At 62.6% G+C, this 20,551-nt stretch carries 23 protein-coding genes; 18 read left to right on the forward strand and 5 right to left on the reverse strand.

Annotated elements, in window-relative coordinates:
* Window positions 1–3: 3 nt before the first annotated feature.
* From ctaD (V6M89_RS00220) to V6M89_RS00245, 6 genes are all read left to right on the forward strand, one after another.
* A complete protein-coding gene (ctaD, locus tag V6M89_RS00220) occupies window positions 4–1,743 on the forward strand; it encodes a cytochrome c oxidase subunit I (RefSeq protein ID WP_332851265.1) in 1,740 nt (579 codons plus the stop codon).
* Window positions 1,740–2,333: a cytochrome c oxidase subunit 3 gene (locus V6M89_RS00225; RefSeq protein WP_332851266.1), complete on the forward strand. Its 594-nt coding sequence runs from the start codon at window positions 1,740–1,742 to the stop codon at window positions 2,331–2,333. The genes ctaD (V6M89_RS00220) and V6M89_RS00225 overlap by 4 nt, the downstream gene beginning before the upstream one ends.
* Entirely contained in the window at window positions 2,330–2,995 is a 666-nt protein-coding gene (locus V6M89_RS00230) for a heme-copper oxidase subunit III family protein (RefSeq protein WP_332851267.1), read from the forward strand. The genes V6M89_RS00225 and V6M89_RS00230 overlap by 4 nt, the downstream gene beginning before the upstream one ends.
* Before the next feature lie 8 nt (window positions 2,996–3,003).
* Window positions 3,004–3,309, forward strand: a complete 306-nt coding sequence (locus tag V6M89_RS00235) for a cytochrome C oxidase subunit IV family protein (RefSeq protein ID WP_332851268.1) — start codon at window positions 3,004–3,006, stop codon at window positions 3,307–3,309.
* Window positions 3,310–3,337: 28 nt separating this feature from the next.
* Window positions 3,338–4,081, forward strand: coding sequence for an AraC family transcriptional regulator (locus tag V6M89_RS00240; protein ID WP_332851269.1), 744 nt, complete (start codon window positions 3,338–3,340; stop codon window positions 4,079–4,081).
* 64 nt (window positions 4,082–4,145) lie between these two features.
* Entirely contained in the window at window positions 4,146–5,087 is a 942-nt protein-coding gene (locus V6M89_RS00245) for a DMT family transporter (RefSeq protein ID WP_332851270.1), read from the forward strand.
* On the opposite strand, the gene V6M89_RS00250 is transcribed toward V6M89_RS00245, so the two are convergent.
* Window positions 5,084–6,010 carry a LysR family transcriptional regulator gene (locus V6M89_RS00250; RefSeq protein WP_332851271.1) on the reverse strand — a complete coding sequence of 309 codons (927 nt, stop codon included), beginning with the start codon at window positions 6,008–6,010 and terminating at the stop codon, window positions 5,084–5,086. The two genes, V6M89_RS00245 and V6M89_RS00250, sit on opposite strands and share 4 nt — an antisense overlap.
* A 101-nt stretch (window positions 6,011–6,111) precedes the next feature.
* Between V6M89_RS00250 and V6M89_RS00255 the strand changes: the two genes are divergently transcribed.
* Together V6M89_RS00255 and V6M89_RS00260 are read left to right on the forward strand one after the other, a co-directional pair.
* Window positions 6,112–7,131: an aldo/keto reductase gene (locus V6M89_RS00255; RefSeq protein WP_332851272.1), complete on the forward strand. Its 1,020-nt coding sequence runs from the start codon at window positions 6,112–6,114 to the stop codon at window positions 7,129–7,131.
* A gap of 158 nt (window positions 7,132–7,289) precedes the next feature.
* Window positions 7,290–9,593: a nitric-oxide reductase large subunit gene (locus tag V6M89_RS00260; protein ID WP_332851273.1), complete on the forward strand. Its 2,304-nt coding sequence runs from the start codon at window positions 7,290–7,292 to the stop codon at window positions 9,591–9,593.
* 35 nt (window positions 9,594–9,628) lie between these two features.
* Here V6M89_RS00260 and V6M89_RS00265 read toward each other — a convergent pair whose 3' ends face one another.
* Genes V6M89_RS00265 through V6M89_RS00275 form a run of 3 tightly spaced genes read right to left on the reverse strand, consistent with a single transcriptional unit; the run spans window position 9,629 to window position 11,630 of the window.
* On the reverse strand, window positions 9,629–10,366 hold the full coding sequence (locus V6M89_RS00265) for a substrate-binding periplasmic protein (RefSeq protein ID WP_332851274.1): 738 nt from the start codon (window positions 10,364–10,366) through the stop codon (window positions 9,629–9,631).
* 4 nt (window positions 10,367–10,370) lie between these two features.
* Window positions 10,371–10,841 carry a tRNA (uridine(34)/cytosine(34)/5-carboxymethylaminomethyluridine(34)-2'-O)-methyltransferase TrmL gene (trmL, locus tag V6M89_RS00270; RefSeq protein ID WP_332851275.1) on the reverse strand — a complete coding sequence of 157 codons (471 nt, stop codon included), beginning with the start codon at window positions 10,839–10,841 and terminating at the stop codon, window positions 10,371–10,373.
* 21 nt (window positions 10,842–10,862) lie between these two features.
* A complete protein-coding gene (locus tag V6M89_RS00275) occupies window positions 10,863–11,630 on the reverse strand; it encodes a ComF family protein (RefSeq protein ID WP_332851276.1) in 768 nt (255 codons plus the stop codon).
* Window positions 11,631–11,701: 71 nt separating this feature from the next.
* Here V6M89_RS00275 and V6M89_RS00280 point away from each other — a divergent pair, with 71 nt between their 5' ends.
* From V6M89_RS00280 to V6M89_RS00310, 7 genes are all read left to right on the forward strand, one after another.
* Complete coding sequence (locus tag V6M89_RS00280) at window positions 11,702–12,628, forward strand: methyltransferase domain-containing protein (RefSeq protein WP_332851277.1); 927 nt, start codon at window positions 11,702–11,704, stop codon at window positions 12,626–12,628.
* 395 nt (window positions 12,629–13,023) lie between these two features.
* On the forward strand, window positions 13,024–14,262 hold the full coding sequence (coxB, locus tag V6M89_RS00285; protein WP_332851278.1) for a cytochrome c oxidase subunit II: 1,239 nt from the start codon (window positions 13,024–13,026) through the stop codon (window positions 14,260–14,262).
* A 15-nt stretch (window positions 14,263–14,277) separates the two neighbouring features.
* Window positions 14,278–15,867 carry a cytochrome c oxidase subunit I gene (gene ctaD, locus V6M89_RS00290; protein ID WP_152836748.1) on the forward strand — a complete coding sequence of 530 codons (1,590 nt, stop codon included), beginning with the start codon at window positions 14,278–14,280 and terminating at the stop codon, window positions 15,865–15,867.
* A gap of 2 nt (window positions 15,868–15,869) precedes the next feature.
* Window positions 15,870–15,977: a cytochrome oxidase small assembly protein gene (locus tag V6M89_RS00295; RefSeq protein ID WP_332851279.1), complete on the forward strand. Its 108-nt coding sequence runs from the start codon at window positions 15,870–15,872 to the stop codon at window positions 15,975–15,977.
* A 1-nt stretch (window position 15,978) separates the two neighbouring features.
* Window positions 15,979–16,536, forward strand: a complete 558-nt coding sequence (locus tag V6M89_RS00300) for a cytochrome c oxidase assembly protein (RefSeq protein ID WP_332851280.1) — start codon at window positions 15,979–15,981, stop codon at window positions 16,534–16,536.
* 11 nt (window positions 16,537–16,547) lie between these two features.
* Window positions 16,548–16,754, forward strand: a complete 207-nt coding sequence (locus V6M89_RS00305) for a DUF2970 domain-containing protein (RefSeq protein ID WP_332851281.1) — start codon at window positions 16,548–16,550, stop codon at window positions 16,752–16,754.
* Window positions 16,755–16,770: 16 nt separating this feature from the next.
* Window positions 16,771–17,631 carry a cytochrome c oxidase subunit 3 gene (locus tag V6M89_RS00310; protein ID WP_332851282.1) on the forward strand — a complete coding sequence of 287 codons (861 nt, stop codon included), beginning with the start codon at window positions 16,771–16,773 and terminating at the stop codon, window positions 17,629–17,631.
* A 162-nt stretch (window positions 17,632–17,793) separates the two neighbouring features.
* On the opposite strand, the gene V6M89_RS00315 is transcribed toward V6M89_RS00310, so the two are convergent.
* Window positions 17,794–17,997, reverse strand: coding sequence for a twin transmembrane helix small protein (locus V6M89_RS00315; protein ID WP_116992402.1), 204 nt, complete (start codon window positions 17,995–17,997; stop codon window positions 17,794–17,796).
* 39 nt (window positions 17,998–18,036) lie between these two features.
* On the opposite strand from V6M89_RS00315, the gene V6M89_RS00320 reads away from it, so the two are divergent.
* Genes V6M89_RS00320 through V6M89_RS00330 form a run of 3 tightly spaced genes read left to right on the forward strand, consistent with a single transcriptional unit; the run spans window position 18,037 to window position 20,538 of the window.
* Window positions 18,037–18,768: an SURF1 family protein gene (locus V6M89_RS00320; protein WP_332851283.1), complete on the forward strand. Its 732-nt coding sequence runs from the start codon at window positions 18,037–18,039 to the stop codon at window positions 18,766–18,768.
* Complete coding sequence (locus V6M89_RS00325) at window positions 18,752–19,369, forward strand: SCO family protein (RefSeq protein WP_332851284.1); 618 nt, start codon at window positions 18,752–18,754, stop codon at window positions 19,367–19,369. Before V6M89_RS00320 ends, V6M89_RS00325 begins: the two co-directional genes overlap by 17 nt.
* A 2-nt stretch (window positions 19,370–19,371) precedes the next feature.
* Window positions 19,372–20,538 carry a COX15/CtaA family protein gene (locus V6M89_RS00330; RefSeq protein ID WP_332851285.1) on the forward strand — a complete coding sequence of 389 codons (1,167 nt, stop codon included), beginning with the start codon at window positions 19,372–19,374 and terminating at the stop codon, window positions 20,536–20,538.
* Window positions 20,539–20,551: the final 13 nt, after the last annotated feature.

Consider the following 20,551-nt stretch of genomic DNA (forward strand, 5'->3'; position numbering starts at 1 on the left):
GGCATGAGCTACGGCGGCGGGCATCCTCACAGCTTCTGGACGCGCTACGTGTGGAGCCAGGACCATAAAGTGATCGCGATCCAGTACACCATCACGGCGCTGGTGATCGGGCTGGTGGGGCTGGTGCTGTCGGACCTGATGCGCTTGCAGCTGGGCTTTCCCGGCAGGTTCGCCTTTATCGACGCCAGCCGCTATTACCAGTTCATGACCATGCACGGCATGATCATGGTGGTGTACCTGTTGACGGCGCTGTTCCTGGGCGGCTTCGGCAACTACCTGATCCCGCTGATGGTGGGGGCGCGCGACATGGTGTTTCCCTTCCTGAACATGCTCAGCTACTGGTTCTACCTGCTGGCGGTGCTGATACTGGCGGCCAGCTTCTTCGTCCCCGGTGGACCGACCGGCGCCGGCTGGACGCTGTATCCGCCGCAGGCGATATTGCCCGGCACACCGGGCACGGAGTGGGGCATCATCGTGATGCTGGTGTCGCTGCTGGTATTCATCGCCGCCGCCACGATGGGCGGCTTGAACTACGTCACCACCGTGCTACAAGCGCGCACGCAGGGCATGACGCTGATGCGCATGCCGCTGACGGTGTGGGGCATCTTTACCGCCACCATCCTGGCGCTGCTGGCGTTCCCTGCGTTGTTTGTCAGCGGCGTCATGATGCTGCTCGATAAAACGCTGGGCACCAGTTTCTTCATGCCGGCGGTGGTGTCGATGGGGCAGCACCTGCCGCACCAGGGCGGTAGCCCGCTGTTGTTCCAGCACCTGTTCTGGTTCTTCGGCCACCCGGAGGTGTACATCGTGGCCTTGCCGGCGTTCGGCATCATTTCCGACCTGATCAGCGTGCATGCGCGCAAGCAGATCTTTGGCTACAAGATGATGGTGTGGGCCATCGTGGTGATTGGCGGGCTGAGCTTTGTCGTCTGGGCGCACCATATGTACGTGAGCGGCATGCATCCGTATTTCGGCTTCTTCTTCGCCACCACCACGCTGATCATCGCCGTGCCGACCGCGCTCAAGGTCTACAACTGGACGCTGACCTTGTGGCGCGGCGATATACACCTGACCGTGCCGATGCTGTTTGCCGTCGGTTTCATCAGCACCTTCGTCATCGGCGGGCTGACCGGGCTGTTCCTGGGGAATGTCAGCGTTGATATTCCGCTGTCGAACACCTATTTCGTCGTAGCGCATTTCCACATGGTGATGGGTGTGTCGCCGGTGCTGGCGGTGTTTGGCGGGCTCTATCACTGGTTCCCCAAGGTGAGCGGGCGCATGTACGACGTGATGCTGGGGCGGGTGCATTTCTGGATCACCTTCGTCGGCACCTATCTGATCTTCTTCCCGATGCATTACCTGGGTTTGCTGGGCATGCCGAGGCGCTACTATGCTTACGAGCACTACGCCTTCATTCCCGAATCGGCGCAGACGCTGAACGCCTTCATCACCATCGTCGCCTTGTTTGTCGGCGTATCGCAATTGCTGTTCGTGCTGAATTTGTGGTGGAGCACTTTCCGAGGCCGCGAGGCGGGCGGCAATCCCTGGCGCGCGGCCAGCCTGGAATGGCATACGCCGCAGACGCCGCCGGTGCACGGCAACTGGGGCGAGCAAACGCCGGTGGTGTATCGCGGCGCCTACGAGTACGGCCAGCAGGACGGCGACAGCGACTATGTGGCGCAAGACCAGGCGCCGGCTGATGCGGCGGCCCGGCGGCCCGTCCCGGTACCGGAGACGCCATGAATCCCAGCCTCTACCTGGTGAGCAACCACGCCGACATGCTCAGGCGGCGCACCGGCCTGTGGGTGTTCATGGGCGTGATCGGCATGCTGTTCTTCCTGTTCAGCAGCGCCTACGTGATGCGCATGGCGGCGCCTGATTGGCGTCCGCTGCCTTTCGTTCCGGTGCAGCTGTGGCTGAGCACCGCGTTGCTGGCCGCCGCCAGTGTGGCTTGGCAACGGACGTGGCATGCCGCGCGCGGGCGTGGCGCGCTGGCGTTGCGGACGGCGTACGCTGCGGCCTGTATCTGCTCGCTGGCCTTCCTGGCATCTCAGCTGTGGGCGTGGCAGATCATGGACGCGGCCAATCTGACACTGGGCGGCAATCCCGCCAACAGCTTCTTTTACCTGATCACCGGCTTGCACGGTCTGCACGTGATCGGCGGCCTGGTGGTGGCCGCCTGGGCGCACCGCGACCTTGGCCGCGACAGCGTGACCCTCCAGCTATGCGCGCGCTACTGGCATTTCCTGCTGGGCTTGTGGCTGGCGATGTTCGGCCTGTTGTTCTGCGTGACGCCGGAACTGGTGAATCAAATTTGCGGAGGCGGGCCATGAGCAAACCAAACGACACGGCCGGCTGGCAAGGCATGGTGGCGGACTGGTCGGGCGACCGCGCCGCCTTCCGCGTCCCGTGGGGCAAGGCGATGATGTGGATCTTCCTGCTCAGCGACACCTTCATCTTCGGCAGCTTCCTCACCGGCTATATGTCGGTGCGCATCTCGGCCACGGCGGCCTGGCCCAATCCCAGCGAGGTATTTTCGCTGACGATAGGCGGCGCCAAGCTGCCGCTGATACTGATCGCCATCATGACCTTCATTCTGATTACCAGCAGCGGCACGATGGCGATGGCGGTCAACTACGCCTACCGGCGCGAGCGCGCCCGCTGCGCCGCGCTGATGCTGCTGACAGCCGCCTTGGGCGCGACCTTTGTCAGCATGCAAGCCTTCGAGTGGAGCAAGCTGATCGCTGAAGGCGTGCGGCCGTGGATCAATCCCGACGGCGCGGCGCAGTTCGGCGCCTGCTTCTTCATGATCACCGGCTTCCACGGCTTGCATGTCACTGCCGGCGTAATCTACCTGAGCATCATCGCCCGCCGCGTGCGGCGCGGACATTACGAGCACGGCGGCAACTACGACATCGTCGAGATCGCCGGCTTGTACTGGCACTTTGTCGACTTGGTCTGGGTGTTCATCTTCGCGCTGTTTTATCTTTGGTAGGAGTTGCCATGGAAGCCGCCACCCATCCGATCGGCTTGTACCTGAAGGTCTGGCTGTTGCTGTTCGTGCTCAGCACGTTTTCCTACCTGGTCGATTTCTTCCACGTCGAAAGCTATCTGCGCTGGACGCTGATCCTGTTGCTGATGATGGCCAAGGCCGGGCTGATCGTGGCGGTGTTCATGCATCTGCGCTGGGAGCGCGCGGCGCTGATCTACGTGGTGCTGGCGCCGCCGCTGTGCCTGCTGGTGCTGGCCTTGCTGATGTGGATGGAATCGGACTACACCTTCCTCACCCGCATGCTGTATTTCCGTTGATGGAGGAGGCTGCTACACTGTAGCCACCATGCCGACCGAACTCGATCTCCGCAGCTACGTCGCCGAACCCTTGTCCGGCGTGCACAGCTTCGCCCAGCTGGTGTTGCCGATCAAGGGCAGGGTGATCATGGATATCAAGGGTTCCGGCGCCGTAGTCCATCCGCAGCGCGCCGCGTTTGTCGAGCCCGGCCTGGTGCATGAGGCTTCCGCCACCGGACCGAACCAGTCATTGATACTGGACTTCGACCTGGCCGCCGTGCCGGAGGCCACCGCCGCCAAATTGTCCGAACGGCCGTACGCACCCATCAGCGCTGCCGCCGCCAAGCTGATCGACTTCATCGGCCTGCTGCGCGCCCAGTCCGGCGCCAGCGAGGCGACGCTGGCCCATTGGATGCCGCTGCTGCTGGAAGCGCTGGCGCAGCAGGAAATCCGTCCCGCCTCGCGCCTGTTGGCCGCGCTGGGCCAGATCGAAGCCCATCCCGGTCAGCCGTGGAGTACTGAGACGATGGCCAAGGCGGCGCACATGAGCGTGAGCAGCCTGCACCGCGCCTTCCGCGACGAGATGCAGACCACGCCGCTGGCCTGGCTGACCGACATGCGCCTGCGCTGGGCTTGCCGCCAGCTGGCGCAAACCGAGTTGCCCATCGCCCGGCTGGCGACGCAGGCCGGTTACGCCGACCAGAGCGCGCTGACGCACGCGATGCGCCGCGCGATGGATGTCACGCCGCTGGCCTACCGCAAGCGCGAACGGCAGAACCAGACAAAAAACTGACAGCCACACACAATCCCTGACCCCGGCCCGCGCCGACAATGACCGCTCAATGACAGGAGGCGGTATGTGGTATGGCGTGTTGTGCGGCCTGGCGGCTGGATCGATGTGGGGCATGGTGTTCGTGCTGCCGAAGTGGCTGGCGGATTTCTCCCCGTTCGAGCTGATGTTTGGGCGCTACGTGGCCTATGCGCTGATCTCGCTGGTGCTGCTGGCACCGCGCCTCGGCGGCCTGTTGCGTCGGCTGACCCGCGCCGATTGCCTGGTGCTGCTGCGCTACGCCTTGGCCGGCAACGTCGTCTACTACCTGCTGCTGTCGTGCGGCGTGCAACTGGCCGGTGTGTCGGCCGCTTCCCTGATTATCGGACTGCTGCCATTGACGATTTCGCTGTTGGGCCAGCGCGATCACGGTTCGGTGTCGCTGCGTGTGCTGGCCTGGCCGCTGGCATTGGTGGCGGTGGGCATGGTGTGCATCAACGTCGAAGTATTCGCCAGTCCGCCAGGACATGCCGCATGGTCGGCCGTGGCGACAGGGATGTTGTGCGCCGTTGGCGCACTGGTCAGCTGGACCTGGTACGCCGTCGACAACACGCGCTTCCTGAAGCGCAACCCGCGCTTCAGCAGCGGCGACTGGTCCGGCCTGTTCGGCATCGCCAGCGGCCTGGTGGCGTTGGCGATGGGACTGGTGATGTTTTGCATCGGTGGCGGGGAACAAACCACCGCGCCGCCGCGCGATTGGCTACGCTTCTGGGGCCTGATCACGCTGGTGGCCGCAGGCGCTTCGGTGATCGGCAATCAGCTGTGGAATATGGCTTGCCGCCGCGTACCGGTGACCTTGTCCGGGCAATTGCTGCTGTTCGAGATCCTGTTCGGCATGCTGTACGGCTACCTCTATCAGCACCAGGCCCCGCGCCTGCTGGAGGTGATGGCCATCGTGCTGTTGATCGCCGGCGTGGCGTGGTCGGTGTGGCTGCACGCGGAGCCGCGACCCGCTCGCTGCCTCGCCTAACTGGCAGCGACAGGCTGCGCATTCAGGCGCAAGCGGCTGGTTTCCATCAGCGTCTGGCGGAAGATTTCCACCAGCGGCCGCAGGTTGACCTTGTGCCAGGCCAGCCAGAGCGGCGTGCGGTAGCTGAACCATGGCAGTTCACGCAGCACCACGCCGCGCGGCGCCTGGTAGCGCAAGCTTTCCTGTATGACCGCCAGACCCAATCCGGCCGCCACCATGCCCAACGCCGCCTGCGGTTCCGCCACGTCCATCGTGATCGTCGGCGTAAAGCCCGCCTTGGCGCAGGCCGCGATGAACTGGTCATGTCGCAGCGGATGATCGCGGTGCACCACGCCTATCCATTTTTGATCGGCCAGGTCGGCCGGTTTGATTTTCTTCGCCCGCGCCAACGGATGACCTTCCGGCACCGCCAGCAGCATCGGATCGTTCAACACCTGTATCCGATCCAGGTCGGGATCGTCGACGGCCGGCGGGGCGCAGACCAGCGCGATATCCAGGCTGCGCTGGCGCAGCCCTTCCAGCTGTTCGGGCGAATGATAGTTGTACAGCGCTACGTGGACCGCCGGCCGGTGCGCGCGCAGTTCGCGCAGCGCGTCCGGCAGCACGCCGGAATGCACGGCGTTTTCCAGATAGCCGATGCACAAGCCGCCTTCGTCGCCCTTGCCCAGGCGGCGCGCCAGCGATTCCAGCCGGTTGCCATGCGTCAGGAAGGCGCGCGCTTCGGCGAGGAATACCTTGCCGTCGGCGGTCAGGCGGATGCGTTGCTGCGAGCGTTCGAACAGCACCAGTCCCAGCTTGTCTTCCAGTTGCGCGATCTGCCGGCTCAGCGGCGATTGCGAGATGTGCAGCCGTTCCGCCGCCCGTCCCACATGCTCCTCTTCGGCGACCACGACGAAATAGTGGAGTTGTCGCAAGTCCAACATGTAAGACCTTTCGTGACTTAAGTATGGCTAATTATGTCTTAGACAGACTGATTAAATCAACCTAGACTTGCCTCATCGTTCAACTGAAAAGGATTTACACCATGAGTCTCAAGGATAAATTGCCGCACAACGCGGTACTGGGTTTTGGCACCGCACCACTGGGCAATATGTTCCGCAATATTCCCGAGCAGGAGGCGGCCGCGACCGTCGATGCGGCCTGGGAGCAGGGGATCCGCTTTTTCGACACCGCGCCGTTCTACGGTGCGGGTCTGTCCGAGATGCGTCTCGGCCAGGCGCTGGCCAAGCGTCCGCGCAATGAATACGTGCTGAGCACCAAGGTCGGCCGCCTGATCCTGGATGAAACCGAGGACACCAGCAAGCGCGACCTGGGCGAGAAGGGCGGCCTGTTCGAGTTCGGCCGTCCGAACAAAATCGTCAACGACTACTCGGCCGACGCCACGCTGCGTTCCATAGAGGACAGCCTGAAGCGGCTGGGCACCGATCACCTGGATATCGTCTGGGTGCACGACGTGGCGCAGGATTTCTACGGCGATGGCTGGCTGGCGCAGTTCGAGATCGCGCGCACCGGCGCCTTCCGCGTGTTGACCCGCTTGCGCGAGGAGGGCGTGATCAAGGCTTGGGGCCTGGGCGTCAACCGCGTCGAGTCATTGGAACTGACGCTGGACCTGAGCGAAGCACAACCGGACGGTTTCCTGCTGGCGGGCCGCTACACGCTGCTCGATCATGAGCGCGCCTTGCAGCGCCTGATGCCGGCAGCTGCGGCGCGGCAGGTCGACATCGTTGTCGGCGGCCCGTACAGCTCAGGCATCCTGGCCGGAGGCACGCACTTCGAGTATCAGCAGGCGTCGCCAGAGATCGTGGCCAAGGTGGCGCGCATCAAGGCGATTGCGGACCGCTACGGCATTCCGGTGAAGGCCGCAGCCTTGCAATTTTCGCTGGCCAATCCCGCCGTCGCCGCGGCGATCCCTGGCGCCAGCCGGCCGGAACGCATTGCCGAAGACATGGCGGCGTTGAAGGTCGAGATTCCAACCGGCTTCTGGCGCGAACTGCGCGAACAGCGATTGGTGGCCGCTGCCGCACCGTTGCCCATCGATAGTTAATCGGTGAAGGTCATGTTCATATTTCCGCCTTCCTGTGCGGGCTAACGCACAGAACCGTGATGCATAGGGCGTATTGTGGGTGGCTGCCGGATGGAGGCGGACGATGCGCCTGTCCTTATTGATGCATAACGCAGGAAATAACGGGCGAAGGCGTAATCATGAGTGAAGCCGCACTACCGGTGACCGAAGACGATGGCCCTCTCTCTCGCTGGTGGATACGCACGATACTGATCGTGATGGGCCTGGGTTTTGCCGGATTGATCACGATTACCCTGCTGTCCTATCAGAACGCCCCACCGGTCCCGGCGCAGGTGGTGGATGCGCAGGGTGGCGTCGTCTTCACCGGCGACGACATCGGCAACGGCCAGGCCATATTTCTCAAGTATGGCCTGATGGCCAACGGCAGCATTTGGGGGCATGGCGCCTATCTCGGCCCGGACTTTTCGGCCGCGACCCTGCATAGCATGAGCGCGCAGACCGCAGAGTTCATCGCCCAGCAACGCTACCGGCAGCCTTTTGCCGCGTTGCCGCGCTCGCAGCAAGCGGCGGTGCAAGGCGAGACCGTGGTGGCGCTCAAAACCAATCGATATGATGCGGCCACCGCGACATTGCAGCTTACCGACCCACAGGCAGCGACCTTTCACCAGCAGATCGGTTACTGGACCGAGTATTTCCGCGAACCGTCGCGCAATGGCGGACTCAAGGCCGACCTGATTACCGACGCAAGCGAGTTGCGTCAATTCACCGCCTTCGTCATGTGGACGGCTTGGGCTTCGGTGGCCGAACGTCCGGGCGCGGACTACTCCTATACCAACAATTTTCCTTACGATCCCAGCGTCGGCAACCTGCCCACGTCCAGCGCCCTGTTGTGGAGCGCCTTGAGCCTGATGGTGCTATTGGCCGGCATTGCGGCCGTGCTGTTAGCGTTCGGGAAATTCGACTACCTCGGCTGGATCACGCGTGGCCATCAGGTGCACCCGCAACTGCTGCCGGGGAAATCGAGCCGGGGACAAAACGCGCTGGTGAAATTTTTCGTGGTCGTGGCACTGCTGTTGCTGGCGCAATCGCTGGTGGGCGGCGCCGTCGCCCATTACCGCGCGGACCCCGGCAGTTTCTACGGCTTCCAGTTAGAGCGCGTCTTTCCGAGCAACCTGATGCGCACCTGGCATTTGCAGATGGCGATCTTCTGGATTGCCACAGCCTATGTCGCGGCGGCCCTGTTTCTCGGTCGCTCGCTGCGCGCCGAAGAGCCGCGCTGGCTGGCCGGCTGGATCCACGTGCTGTTCGCTGCCTTTGCGCTGGTGATCGGCGGCAGCCTGCTCGGCGAATGGCTGGGCATTGCACAGCTGCTTGGCCGCTGGTGGTTTTGGTTTGGCAACCAGGGTTGGGAGTACCTGGAACTCGGCCGTGTGTGGCAGTATTTGCTGGTCGCCGGCCTGCTCGGCTGGTTCGGCTTGCTATGGACCTTGGTGCGGCCGCGCGCGTTGGCGCAGCAAGCGGTCCGGCCCATCGTCCAGATGTTCCTGATCGCCGCGCTGGCCATCCCGGTATTTTATGTGCCGGCGCTGTTCTTTGGCGCCAAGACTAATTTCACGGTGGTCGACACCTGGCGCTTCTGGATCATCCATTTGTGGGTGGAAGGATTTTTCGAGTTCTTCGCCACCACGGTGGTGGCGCTGACTTTCTACCAGCTCGGCCTGACGCGCCGCAATGTCGCGCTGCGGGTGATCTATCTGGACGCCATCTTGTATTTTCTCGGTGGATTGATGGGCACTGGCCATCATTGGTATTTCAGCGGACAAACCAACGTCAACATGGCGCTGTCGGCGCTGTTTTCGGTGCTCGAGGTGGTGCCGCTCACCTTGCTGACGCTGGATGCGTGGGATTTCGTGCGCACCACGCGCGGCGCGCGCGATGCAAGCGGCAAGGCGATCGCCATACCGCACAAGTGGACGTTCTATTTCCTGATGGCGGTGGGCTTCTGGAATTTCGTGGGGGCCGGCATGTTCGGCTTCCTGATCAATCTGCCCATCGTTAGTTACTACGAGGTCGGCACCCAACTGACGCCGAGTCATGGCCATGCCGCGATGATGGGGGTGTTCGGCATGCTGGCGATCGCGCTGATGGTGTTCGTGCTGCGCCAGACCAGCGACGATATGCGCTGGGCTGGCATCGAGAAATACATCAAGGTCGCCTTCTGGGGCTGCAACGGCGGCTTGGCGATGATGGTCACCATGAGCTTGTTCCCCAGCGGCGTGCTGCAGGTCTGGGACGTGCTCCAGAACGGCTACTGGCATGCACGCAGCCTCGACTACATAGGCAGCGAGCGGTCGCGCTTGATTGAATGGCTGCGCCTGCCTGGCGATCTGGTGTTTATCCTGTTTGGCGCGCTGCCGCTGGTGATCGCATCGATCAAGGGCTACCTGGGTGTGCGCGCCTCGGAAAGCACAACCGAACGCTGACGTTCCAAAACGTTGCCCCTGCGATTGCTCGTGGGCTAGCGCGGCATTTCCTTCTCGTAGCCATACTGCACATAGATGCGGCGGATGGTACCGTCGCGATACATGCCGCGCAGGATGTCATTAAGCCGCGCCACCTCGGCCTTGTCCATGTCCTTGTGGCAGGCCAGGTACATCTCGGCGTGCGCGAAGGACAGCACCTGTTCGAAGTCGTCAATGCCCAGTTCGCGTTGCAGAAACAGGCCCGACATCCGTCCAACCGACCACAGCTTGATACGCTGCTTTTGCAACTTGGGCGGATTCAGCCTGTCGTTGGGCACGATCGCCACCCGTAGCTTGTGCTCGCGCAGGAAGGTCACCGAGGCGTCGCCGATGAAGGTGCCGATCTGGTAGCCGGCCGCTTCGTCCAGGCTGTTGAGTTTGATGTGGTCGTCGCGCCGGGCGAACAGCACCCAGTTGTTCTGGCCGATCGGACCGACCCACTGGTAGTTGTCCTCGCGCTCGGGCACGCGGGCCGTGGTGTACAGGCAGGAATTGGCAGTGCTCATGGTCAGCACCATCGCCCGCGCCCACGGCGCGACGATGGGCTGCGTGGTCGGCACGCCGGCCCGCTGCATCAGCTCGGTGACGATGTCGGCCGCCAGGCCGACCACCTTGCCGCTGTTTTTATCGACCCAGCTGAAGGGCGGATAGTCTTCCGTGTACAAAGTCATCGGCTCCGCCGCGTGTGCGCTGACCATCAGCATCAGGCACAACAGGGCGGAGCGGATCAGCATGGCCTTATGCTCCGCCGGCGTAGCCGTTTTGGCGCCAGGCTTCGAACACCACCACGGCCACCGTGTTCGACAGGTTCAGGCTGCGGTTGTCGGGACGCATCGGCAGGCGGATGCGCTGGGCCGGCGGGAAAGTTTCGCGGAAGGCCGGATCGAGGCCGCGCGTTTCCGAGCCGAACACGAACACGTCGCCCGGCTTGAAGGCGGCGTCGGCGAACGGCGACGAGCCGTGCGTGGTCATGGCGAACATGCGGGCCGGGTCCGGCTGCACCTCGGCCAGGAAGGTCGACCAGTCCGGGTGGACTTTCATCTGCGCGTATTCGTGGTAGTCCAGGCCGGCGCGCTTGAGCTTGGAGTCTTCCAGTGGGAAGCCCAGCGGCTCGATCAAATGCAGTTGCGCGCCGGTGTTGGCGCACAGCCGGATCACGTTGCCGGTGTTTGGGGGGATTTCGGGTTGGACTAGTACGACGTGAAACAAAGTGGTTCTCCTCTTTCAAATTCAATGTGGCGGCGTGCGGGCAAACACCAGGTTGCTCACGCGCGCGGCGCCGTGGCGCTTCAGCGTTGCCGCCAGTTCATTCAGCGTGCGGCCGCTGGTCATGACGTCGTCGACGACGCCGATGTGGCGGCCCTGCACCAGCGCCGCGTCCGGGATCGCAAACGCGCCGGCGATATTGTGCCGCCGCTGCTCGGGTGCGACGCTGCTCTGGGCCGCGGTCTCGTGCACGCGACTGGCCAAGCGTGGATGCAGCGCCACGCCCAGGCTGCGCGCCAGCGGCCGCGCGATCTCCAGGGCTTGATTGTAGCCGCGTTCGGCCAGCCGGCGGGGGCCCAGCGGCACCGGGCACAGCAGGGCGGGCAAGGTGAAGCCGGGCTGTTGCAGGACGGCGTCGCGCAGCAGGCGGGCAAACAGTGTTGCCAGCGCGAGACGGTGGCCGAATTTCAGCTGCAATACCAGCTGGTCCAGCGGCATGGCGTAGTCGGCGGCGACCAGCGTGACGTCGAAGGCCGGCGGCTCGACACGGCAGCCGCCGCACAACTGGCCTTTTGCCGAGTCCGGCAGCGGATTGGCGCAGCGCGGACAGCGAACAATGGCGGCCTCGGCGCCGAAGAACTGGGCGGCGCAGGCGGGACACAGCAACTCGCCGCTGGCGGCGGCGCACAGCGCGCAGGAGGCCGGCAGCAGGCCGCGCAGCAAGGCCGAACCGCTGCGATGGAGCAGGGCGCTGATTGTGCCGATCGTACCGATTCTCGGAGTGGCAAGCATCGAAGCTCCAGGACGCGTTTGCGTTCAACCATGTACACTGCCGACATTATCGCACTACACCGAACCACATCATGCAAGTCCCCGCAAATCCCCCGAAGCTGAGCGCCCCGATCGACCGGGAGCGCGTGCGCGCGCTGTTCAACCGTCCCGAGCGCATCGCGCCGTCCGATTTCATGCGTCGCGAAATCTCGTCGCGCATGTTCGACCGGCTGGAACTGATCAAGGTCGGCCCGCAGCGCGTGTTGGACGCCGGCTGCGGCGCCGGTGCCGATCTGGCACTGTTGCAGAAATCTTATCCTGCCGCGCAAATACTCGGTATTGATGCGGCCGAAGCCATGGTGCGCGCCGCGCAAGGCCCGGCGGCGAAACAATCGTCGCTGAACCAGCTGCTGAGCAAGCTACTGCCGGCCAAGACCGGCGTCGACCTGCTGTGCGGCGACTTCGCCGAGCTGCCGCTGGGACCGAACACGGTGGACCTGGTCTGGTCCAACCTGGCGCTGCACTGGCATCCGCAGCCGGACCGCGTGTTCGCCGAGTGGCGCCGCGTGCTGCGCGTGAACAGCCTGCTGATGTTTTCCTGCTTCGGTCCGGACACTTTCCGCGAACTGCGCGCCGCCTTTGCCGAGGCCGACCTGGCCCAGCACGCGCTGCCTTTCGTGGATATGCACGATTTTGGCGATCAGTTAGTGGAAGTTGGCTTTTCGACACCGGTGCTGGACATGGAAGTCATCACCGTCACCTACGACACGCCGCAGGCCCTGCTGGCCGACGTGCGCGCGCTGGGCGGCAACCCAATGAGCACGCTGCGGCGCGGTTTGATGGGCAAACAGGCCTGGCAGCGCATGCTGGCGACGCTGGAAAAAGGCCGTCGCGCAGATGGCAAGCTGGGCCTGACTTTCGAGGTGATTTACGGCCACGCCTTCCGTCCGGCGCCCAAAATGACCTCCAAGGGCGAAGCGATCATCCGATTTGATTTACCACGAAAGCCGCGCCAGTAGCGGCTTTGCTGGCACACTGTGGTGCCACGGGCTACGCCATAGTTGTGATTTGGATTATTTCTTGAGCGGGGCCATGTTGTTATATATAATCATTGACTAATTTTGCCAGCAAGTCACGTCGCCAGCTATAAACCAGCGAGCGGAGCAATAGACAGGCAAAAACGAGCACGAACAAGCATTTGAATTAAGCAGAATCAGGCTTTTGCGTTGTCCCTGGGCAGTATCTGGGGATGAAGTGAAAGGCCTCAAGGTCCCGCCGGGGTCGCGTCATGAAGAATTTTTCGGACGAGACTGGCAAGGGGCCTGAAGTTGTTTAAGGAGCGGCGCCGGTTCAGTTCACCGAAATCCGGAGTCGTTAAAAAAATATTTTAATTTCTTGGGTGGTTGGGGAAAACATGAAACATGCGAAGCGACTTCAATCGTTGATGCTCGGGCTGTCGGTAACGGCGGCAAGTATCCCAGCGTGGGCGGCTGACAAGGCGGCAAGCGCGGTAGGCACCTCAGTGGGTACCTATGCTGCAGCGACCGGCGGTACCGGGGGTCCCGTTGCCGGTGAGCTTAATCTGCAACCTCCAGCGACCCAGATCGCGACCGAAATCTACAATCTGCATACCTGGATGATGCTGGTCTGCCTGGTCATCTTCGTCGCCGTGTTCGGCGTGATGTTCTACTCCATCTTCAAGCACCGCAAATCGCTGGGCCACAAGCCGGCCACCTTCCACGAATCGACCGCGGTTGAAATCGCCTGGACCGTGGTGCCGTTCCTGATCGTCATCGGCATGGCCTTGCCTGCGACCCGCACCGTGGTCGGCATGAAAGACACCTCCAACGCCGACATCACCATCAAAGTGACCGGCATGCAGTGGAAATGGGGCTACGACTACCTGAAGGGCGAGGGCGAAGGCATTTCCTTCCTGTCCACCCTGTCGACCCCGCGCTCGCAAGTGGGCGCCCCTGGTTTCGAACCAACCGAGAAGCGCGGCGACAACTACCTGATGGAAGTCGACAACGATGTCGTCGTTCCAGTGAACAAAAAAATCCGCATGGTCACCACCGCCAACGACGTGATCCACTCGTGGTCGATCCCGGCCTTCGGCGTCAAGCAGGATGCGATTCCCGGCTTCGTGCGCGACGCCTGGTTCAAGGCTGAACACACCGGCACCTATCGCGGCTACTGCTCCGAACTGTGCGGCAAAGAACACGCCTTCATGCCTATCGTGGTCAAGGTCGTCACCGACGAAGAGTACAAAGTCTGGGTCGACGGCAAGAAAAAAGAAATGGCCGCACTGGCTGACGATCCAAGCAAGACCTGGACGATCGACGAGCTGAAAACCAAGGGCGAAAAAGTCTACGCCACCAACTGCGTGGTCTGCCACCAGGCCAACGGCAAGGGCGTGCCAGGCACGTTCGCACCGCTGGACGGTTCGGAAACGGTCAACGGTCCTAAGGCGGAACAGATCAACGTTCTGCTGCACGGTAAGAAGAGCGGCAAGTACAGCGCTGAAATGCCAGCCTGGAAGCAACTGTCGGATACGGATATTGCGGCTGTCATCACCTACACCCGTAACAGCTGGTCGAACAAGGCCGCCGAAAACATCGTTCAACCAGCCGAAGTTGTGGCTGCACGTAAGTAATCAGGAGCGTTACAAATGAGCACTAGCACCTTGGATCACGCACACGATCACGATCACGCTCACGACCATCCCCATGGTCTGTCGCGCTGGTTGTTCGCCACCAATCACAAAGACATCGGTACCTTGTACCTGTGGTTCTCGTTCATCATGCTGCTGTCCGGCGGCGTGTTGGCACTGATGATCCGCACCGAGCTGTTCAAGCCGGGCCTGCAGTTCTTCCAGCCGGAGTTCTTCAACCAGCTGACCACCATGCACGGCCTGGTGATGGTGTTCGGCGCCATCATGCCGGCCTTCGTCGGCTTCGCCAACTGGATGATCCCGCTGCAAGTGGGCGCATCGGACATGGCCTTCGCCCGCATGAACAACTTCTCGTTCTGGCTGCTGCCACCTGCGGCCATCCTGCTGGCGACCTCGTTCCTGGTCCCTGGCGGCGCCACCGCGGCCGGCTGGACGCTGTACGCGCCGCTGTCGACCCAGATGGGCCCGGGCATGGACATGGCGATTTTCGCGATGCACCTGATGGGCGCCTCGTCGATCATGGGTTCGATCAACATCATCGTCACCATCCTGAACATGCGCGCTCCTGGCATGACCCTGATGAAAATGCCGATGTTCTGCTGGACCTGGCTGATCACCGCCTACCTGCTGATCGCCGTGATGCCGGTTCTGGCTGGCGCGATCACCATGACCCTGACCGACCGTCACTTCGGCACCTCGTTCTTTAACGCCGCCGGCGGCGGCGACCCGGTGATGTATCAGCACATCTTCTGGTTCTTCGGCCACCCGGAGGTCTACATCATGATTCTGCCGGCCTTCGGCATCGTTTCGCAGATCCTGCCGGCCTTCGCCCGCAAGCAGCTGTTCGGCTACGCATCGATGGTGTACGCCACCGCGTCGATCGCGATCCTGTCGTTCATCGTCTGGGCCCACCACATGTTCACCACCGGCATGCCGGTGACCTCGCAGCTGTTCTTCATGTACGCCACCATGCTGATCGCGGTGCCGACCGGCGTTAAAGTGTTCAACTGGATCGCCACCATGTGGAAGGGTTCGATGACCTTCGAAACCCCGATGCTGTTCGCGGTCGGCTTCATCTTCGTGTTCACCATCGGCGGCTTCACCGGCCTGATCCTGGCTGTGACCCCGATCGACATCCAGCTGCAAGACACCTACTACGTGGTGGCGCACTTCCACTACGTGCTGGTGGCGGGTTCGCTGTTCGCGCTGTTCGCCGGTTTCTACTACTGGTCGCCGAAGTGGACCGGCCACATGTACAACGAAGCCATGGGCAAGACCCACTTCTGGCTGTCGCTGATCACCTTCAACATCACCTTCTTCCCGATGCACTTCCTGGGCCTGGCAGGTATGCCGCGCCGCTACGCCGACTACTCGGCGCAGTTCACGGACTTCAACATGATCGCCACCATCGGTGCTTTCGGTTTCGGTCTGTCGCAGGTGTTCTTCCTGTTCTTCGTGATCCTGCCGACCATCCGTGGTGGCAAGAAAGCCGCAGACAAGCCATGGGATGGCGCTGAAGGCCTGGAGTGGACCGTGCCATCGCCGGCGCCGTTCCACACCTTTGAAACGCCACCGCAGTTCAAATGATCATGAGCGAACAGAAGAAGCCGAATAACGCCAGGACCGCGCTGCTGTTGGCCGGCGTGGCCCTGTTCTTTTTCCTGTCCGTGTTTGTCAAGCGGATGTGGCTGAGCTGACGTGAGCGAAGAAAAGGAAACAGGCGGGCTGAACCGCACGCTGCTGGGCAAGCTGATCGTGGTGGCGGTGTTGATGTTCGGGTTTGCGTACGCGCTCAACCCGTTCTACCGCCAGATCTGCGAAGCGCTGGGCATCAACGTGCTGACGCAGAAGGATGGCACGGTCAGCGCCGACACCAACACGCAAATCGACAAGACGCGCGATGTGGTGATCGAGTTTGACGGCAATGCGCAAGGCCCGTGGCGTTTCCGCCCGGTGATGCGCAGCATGACGGTGCATCCGGGCGAGCTGGCGACGGTGATGTATGAGGTGGTCAACACCCAGAATCGCGAAGTCAGCGCGCAGGCGATACCGAGTTACGCACCGCAAAGCGCGATGCCGCATTTTAAGAAGGTCGAGTGTTTCTGCTTCAAGCAGCAGACCATGAAGCCGAACGAAGCACGGCAGATGCCGGTGGTGTTCTTCATCGATCCGGCGCTGCCGAAGGATGTGAAGACCATCACCTTGTCGTACACCTTCTTCGAGGTGGGCGGTCTGGACAAGACTGCATCCAAGTAAAGGTGGGCGGCATGGAAGAAGAGAAAAAGAAACAAGCGTCGTTCATGTATTCGATGAAAGCGGTGTTCTGGTCGTTCTTCGGCCTGCGCCGCAAAAGCGATTTCGAGACCGATTCGGCCAAGCTGAACCCGGTGCACATCATCATCGCGGCCTTGATCGGCGTGGCGTGTTTTATTGGACTGCTGATCACTATCGTTAAGGTTGTAGTTTCAAAATAAATTTAGGGAGATGAAGATGAGTTCACATAACGCCTCGGCACCGTACTACTTCGTGCCTGGTCCATCCAAATGGCCGCTGTTCGCAGGCATGTCCCTGCTGACCACCATGATCGGCGCTTCGGCCTGGGTCAATGATGTGTCGTGGGGCCCGGCCGTGAACTTCGTGGGTCTGGCTGCCATCATTGCGGTGCTTTACTTCTGGTTCGGCGACGCCATCAAGGAATCCGAAGCCGGCCAGTACGGCCAGCGCGTGGACCATTCCTATCGCTGGTCGATGGCCTGGTTCATCTTCTCGGAGGTGATGTTCTTCGGCGCCTTCTTCGGCGCGCTGTTCTATGCCCGTTCGATCACGATGCCGTGGCTGGGCGACCTGGACCACAAGTTCATCTGGCCTGATTTCGCCGCACATTGGGGCAATATTGGTCCGGCCGGCACGGTGCAGGAATTCAAGACCATGGGTCCGTTCCCGATTCCGACCATCAACACCGCGCTGCTGCTGACCTCGGGCCTGACCTTGACCATCTCGCACCATGCGCTGCGCGCCGGCCATCGCGCGCAGACCGCGTTCTGGCTGTTCGCCACCGTGGCGCTGGGCGCGATCTTCATGGGCTTCCAGGCTTACGAATATCACCACGCGTACACCGAGCTGAACCTGAAACTGACCTCGGGCATCTACGGTTCGACCTTCTTCATGCTGACCGGTTTCCACGGCTTCCACGTGACGATGGGCGCGATCATGCTGTCGGTGGTGTTGTTCCGTGTGCTCAAGGGTCACTTCACGGCCGACAACCACTTCGCCTTCGAAGGCGCGGCCTGGTACTGGCACTTTGTCGACGTGGTCTGGCTGGGTCTGTACGTGGTCGTGTACTGGCTGTAACGAGGCTATAATGCCGCAGCGACACTGCTGCGGCACATAAGAAAAGCCGCATGCGGGAGCGTCCCGGATGCGGCTGTTTTTTTGCCGGCGCTACCCCGCAAGGCGGCCACAGGGGTCTGACCCCGTACGGGGTCAGACCCCGCGTCGGTTCGGGGTTCGCGGCTAGCCGCGGATGCCGGTGGGCTGGATGTAGCCGAGCTTGTGCGCGACCAGCAGGGCGATGAACAGGGCGATCGACAAGCCGACCCGCACCGCCAGCGCGCGCACGGTGTTGTTGCTCTTGCCCTTGTCGCGCATCAGGAAGTAGAACGCGGAAGCCAGGCTGCCGATGATCAGGATGAACGCGATGGCGACAGCAATTTTCATGGCGGGGCAGGAGAGTGAATTGATGAAGGTTCCATTGTAATGGGTATTGCGTTCCGTTTTAAACTGATCCCCTTCGTGGCGACCGTGCTGGTGGTCGCACTGGGCATCCAGCTGGGCAACTGGCAGCAGCGCCGCGCCGCGCAAAAAATCGTCTTGCAGGCCAAGCTGACGCAAGGCAACGCCAGCGCGCCGGTGCAGCTGGACGGCGCGCCGCTGGCGGCCGAGGCGGTGGAGTTCCGCCGCGTGTCGGTGACCGGCGAGTTTGTCGCCAACTGGCCGCTCTACCTGGATAATCGTCCGTCGGCGGGCCGCTCCGGTTTTTACCTGCTGATGCCGTTTAAAATTGCGGGGACGGGCATGCATGTGCTGGTGGCGCGGGGCTGGCTGCCGCGCGATCCGGCCGACCGCGCCAGGCTGCCGGCCTACGCCACGCCTGCCGGCACCGTGACCTTGCAAGGGATGGCGCGGCTGGACGCCGGCCATGTGATGGAGCTGGCCAAGACGCCGACGCTGACGCCCAAGGCCATCGTGCAGAACGCCGATCCGCTGCAAGTGGCCAGGGACAGCGGCCTGACCATGCAACCGTTCGTGATCGAGCAAACCGCCGCGGCGCAGCCGGCCGGCGACGACGCGCGGATGGTGCGCGACTGGCCGGCGCCGGCGCTGGGCGTGGAAAAACATCAGGGCTATGCCTTCCAGTGGTACGCACTGTCGGCGATGGCTGTTATCTTCTTTGTGGTGAACGGATTCAGACGTGGAAAACAAAAGTAATCAAAGTCGTGGTCGCTGGAAGCTGTTGCTGGTGCTGGCCGTGTGCGCGGCGCCGCTGGTGGGTTCTTATCTCACTTACTACGTCATCAAGCCCAAGGGCGGCGTGACCAATTTCGGCGCGCTGATCGATCCGCGCGACCATCCTATCCCGGCCATGGCCAGCACCACGCTGGACGGCAAGCCGGCCACGCTGGAGAACTACAAGGGCAAGTGGATCATGCTCAAGGTCGGTCCGTCCGATTGCAAGCAGGACTGCCAGGACCAGCTGTTCGCCATGCGCCAGCTGCGCACCATGCAGGGCAAGGAAATGGAGCGCATCGAGCGCGTGTGGATGATCACCGACGACCAGCCGCTCGATACGGTGCTGATGCGCGTCAACGACGGCACCCGCATGTTGCGCGCGCCGGCCGCCGTGATCGATAAATGGCTGCCGCTGGAGCAGGGCGCCGGCGACCGCGTGTCCGACCACGTCTACCTGATCGACCCGCTGGGCAACCTGATGATGCGCTTCCCGAAAGGCGCCGTCTCCAGCGACACCGAGAAGGTGAAGAAAGTCCACAAGGACATCTACAAGCTGCTGAAGGCTTCCGCGATAGGCTGATCATGCATTCCACCACTCTCGCTCAAATGGCCGTGACGGCGCTGCTGGTGGCGCTGCTGCCGCTGTCGCTGGTGTGGACCTCGTCCGACGCCAACAAATACCGCAAGCTGGTCTGGGTCTGCGTATTCCTGACCTTCGACCTGATCGTGTTCGGCGCCTTCACGCGCCTGACCGACTCCGGCCTCGGCTGTCCGGACTGGCCGGGATGCTACGGCGCCGCCAATCCCTTCCTCGCGCACGAGCAGATCACGGCGGCAGAAGCGCTGCTGCCGACCGGCCCGGTGACGGTGGTCAAGGCCTGGATCGAGATGATCCACCGCTACCTGGCGATGGCGATCGGTGTGCTGATCGTGGCGATGATGGCGCAGGCCTGGTATCAATGGCGCAAGTCGCAGGGCACGCGCGCGGAATACGCGCCGTGGCTGCCGACCGTGCTGTTCCTGTTCGTCTGCCTGCAGGGCGCGTTCGGCGCCTGGACCGTGACGCTGAAGCTGCAGCCGGTGATCGTCACCACCCACCTGCTGCTGGGCATGGGCCTGCTGGCGATGCTGGCTTGGTACGGCGGCCGCCAGAACCAGTTGATCGCGCCGGTGCGCACGGTGACGGCCTCGCCGCCGGCGATGCGCAACATCCGCCTGCTGGCGGGCGCTTCTGCAATTTTGCTCTTGGTGCAACTGGCACTGGGCGGCTGGACCAGCACCAACTACGCCACCTTGGCCTGCACCGATTTCCCGCTGTGCGGCGGCAAGCTGGTGCCGGAGATGGACTTCGAACACGGCTTCACGCTGTGGCGCGAGTTGGGCAAGACCGCCGCCGGCCACTACCTGCCGTTCGCGGCGCTGACGGCGATCCACTGGGTGCACCGCAACTTCGGCGTGCTGGTGGCGCTGGTGGCCGGCTACACGGCCTGGCGCGCCTGGGAGCACCGGGCGCTGCATAAAACCGCCCGCTACCTCGCGCTGACCTTGGCGGCGCAGATCGCCACCGGCGTCGCCACCATCTACCTCAGCTTCCCGCTGGCGATCGCGGTGTTGCATAACGCCGGGGCGGCGCTGCTGGTCCTGCTACTGACCATGTTAAACTACAAGGCTAAGTACCAGTACGATATTGCAAAAAAGGCAGCCTCGGGCGCAGCATCCTCGCATACTTCCGCTGCCCGGCAAAAGTAAGCACCACTAAGTA

It is taken from the genome of Duganella sp. S19_KUP01_CR8 (assembly GCF_036688705.1).
Taxonomy (GTDB): Bacteria; Pseudomonadota; Gammaproteobacteria; order Burkholderiales; family Burkholderiaceae_D; genus Rugamonas.

Bases quoted from the DNA above. Each gene is read 5' to 3' on its own strand.
- ctaD (WP_332851265.1), top strand. From the start codon at position 4: ATGAGCTACGGCGGCGGGCATCCTCACAGCTTCTGGACGCGCTACGTG.
- V6M89_RS00225 (WP_332851266.1), top strand. From the start codon at position 1,740: ATGAATCCCAGCCTCTACCTGGTGAGCAACCACGCCGACATGCTCAGG.
- V6M89_RS00230 (WP_332851267.1), top strand. From the start codon at position 2,330: ATGAGCAAACCAAACGACACGGCCGGCTGGCAAGGCATGGTGGCGGAC.
- V6M89_RS00235 (WP_332851268.1), top strand. From the start codon at position 3,004: ATGGAAGCCGCCACCCATCCGATCGGCTTGTACCTGAAGGTCTGGCTG.
- V6M89_RS00240 (WP_332851269.1), top strand. From the start codon at position 3,338: ATGCCGACCGAACTCGATCTCCGCAGCTACGTCGCCGAACCCTTGTCC.
- V6M89_RS00245 (WP_332851270.1), top strand. From the start codon at position 4,146: ATGTGGTATGGCGTGTTGTGCGGCCTGGCGGCTGGATCGATGTGGGGC.
- V6M89_RS00250 (WP_332851271.1), bottom strand. From the start codon at position 6,010: ATGTTGGACTTGCGACAACTCCACTATTTCGTCGTGGTCGCCGAAGAG.
- V6M89_RS00255 (WP_332851272.1), top strand. From the start codon at position 6,112: ATGAGTCTCAAGGATAAATTGCCGCACAACGCGGTACTGGGTTTTGGC.
- V6M89_RS00260 (WP_332851273.1), top strand. From the start codon at position 7,290: ATGAGTGAAGCCGCACTACCGGTGACCGAAGACGATGGCCCTCTCTCT.
- V6M89_RS00265 (WP_332851274.1), bottom strand. From the start codon at position 10,366: ATGCTGATCCGCTCCGCCCTGTTGTGCCTGATGCTGATGGTCAGCGCA.
- V6M89_RS00275 (WP_332851276.1), bottom strand. From the start codon at position 11,630: ATGCTTGCCACTCCGAGAATCGGTACGATCGGCACAATCAGCGCCCTG.
- V6M89_RS00280 (WP_332851277.1), top strand. From the start codon at position 11,702: ATGCAAGTCCCCGCAAATCCCCCGAAGCTGAGCGCCCCGATCGACCGG.
- coxB (WP_332851278.1), top strand. From the start codon at position 13,024: ATGAAACATGCGAAGCGACTTCAATCGTTGATGCTCGGGCTGTCGGTA.
- ctaD (WP_152836748.1), top strand. From the start codon at position 14,278: ATGAGCACTAGCACCTTGGATCACGCACACGATCACGATCACGCTCAC.
- V6M89_RS00295 (WP_332851279.1), top strand. From the start codon at position 15,870: ATGAGCGAACAGAAGAAGCCGAATAACGCCAGGACCGCGCTGCTGTTG.
- V6M89_RS00305 (WP_332851281.1), top strand. From the start codon at position 16,548: ATGGAAGAAGAGAAAAAGAAACAAGCGTCGTTCATGTATTCGATGAAA.
- V6M89_RS00310 (WP_332851282.1), top strand. From the start codon at position 16,771: ATGAGTTCACATAACGCCTCGGCACCGTACTACTTCGTGCCTGGTCCA.
- V6M89_RS00315 (WP_116992402.1), bottom strand. From the start codon at position 17,997: ATGAAAATTGCTGTCGCCATCGCGTTCATCCTGATCATCGGCAGCCTG.
- V6M89_RS00320 (WP_332851283.1), top strand. From the start codon at position 18,037: ATGGGTATTGCGTTCCGTTTTAAACTGATCCCCTTCGTGGCGACCGTG.
- V6M89_RS00330 (WP_332851285.1), top strand. From the start codon at position 19,372: ATGCATTCCACCACTCTCGCTCAAATGGCCGTGACGGCGCTGCTGGTG.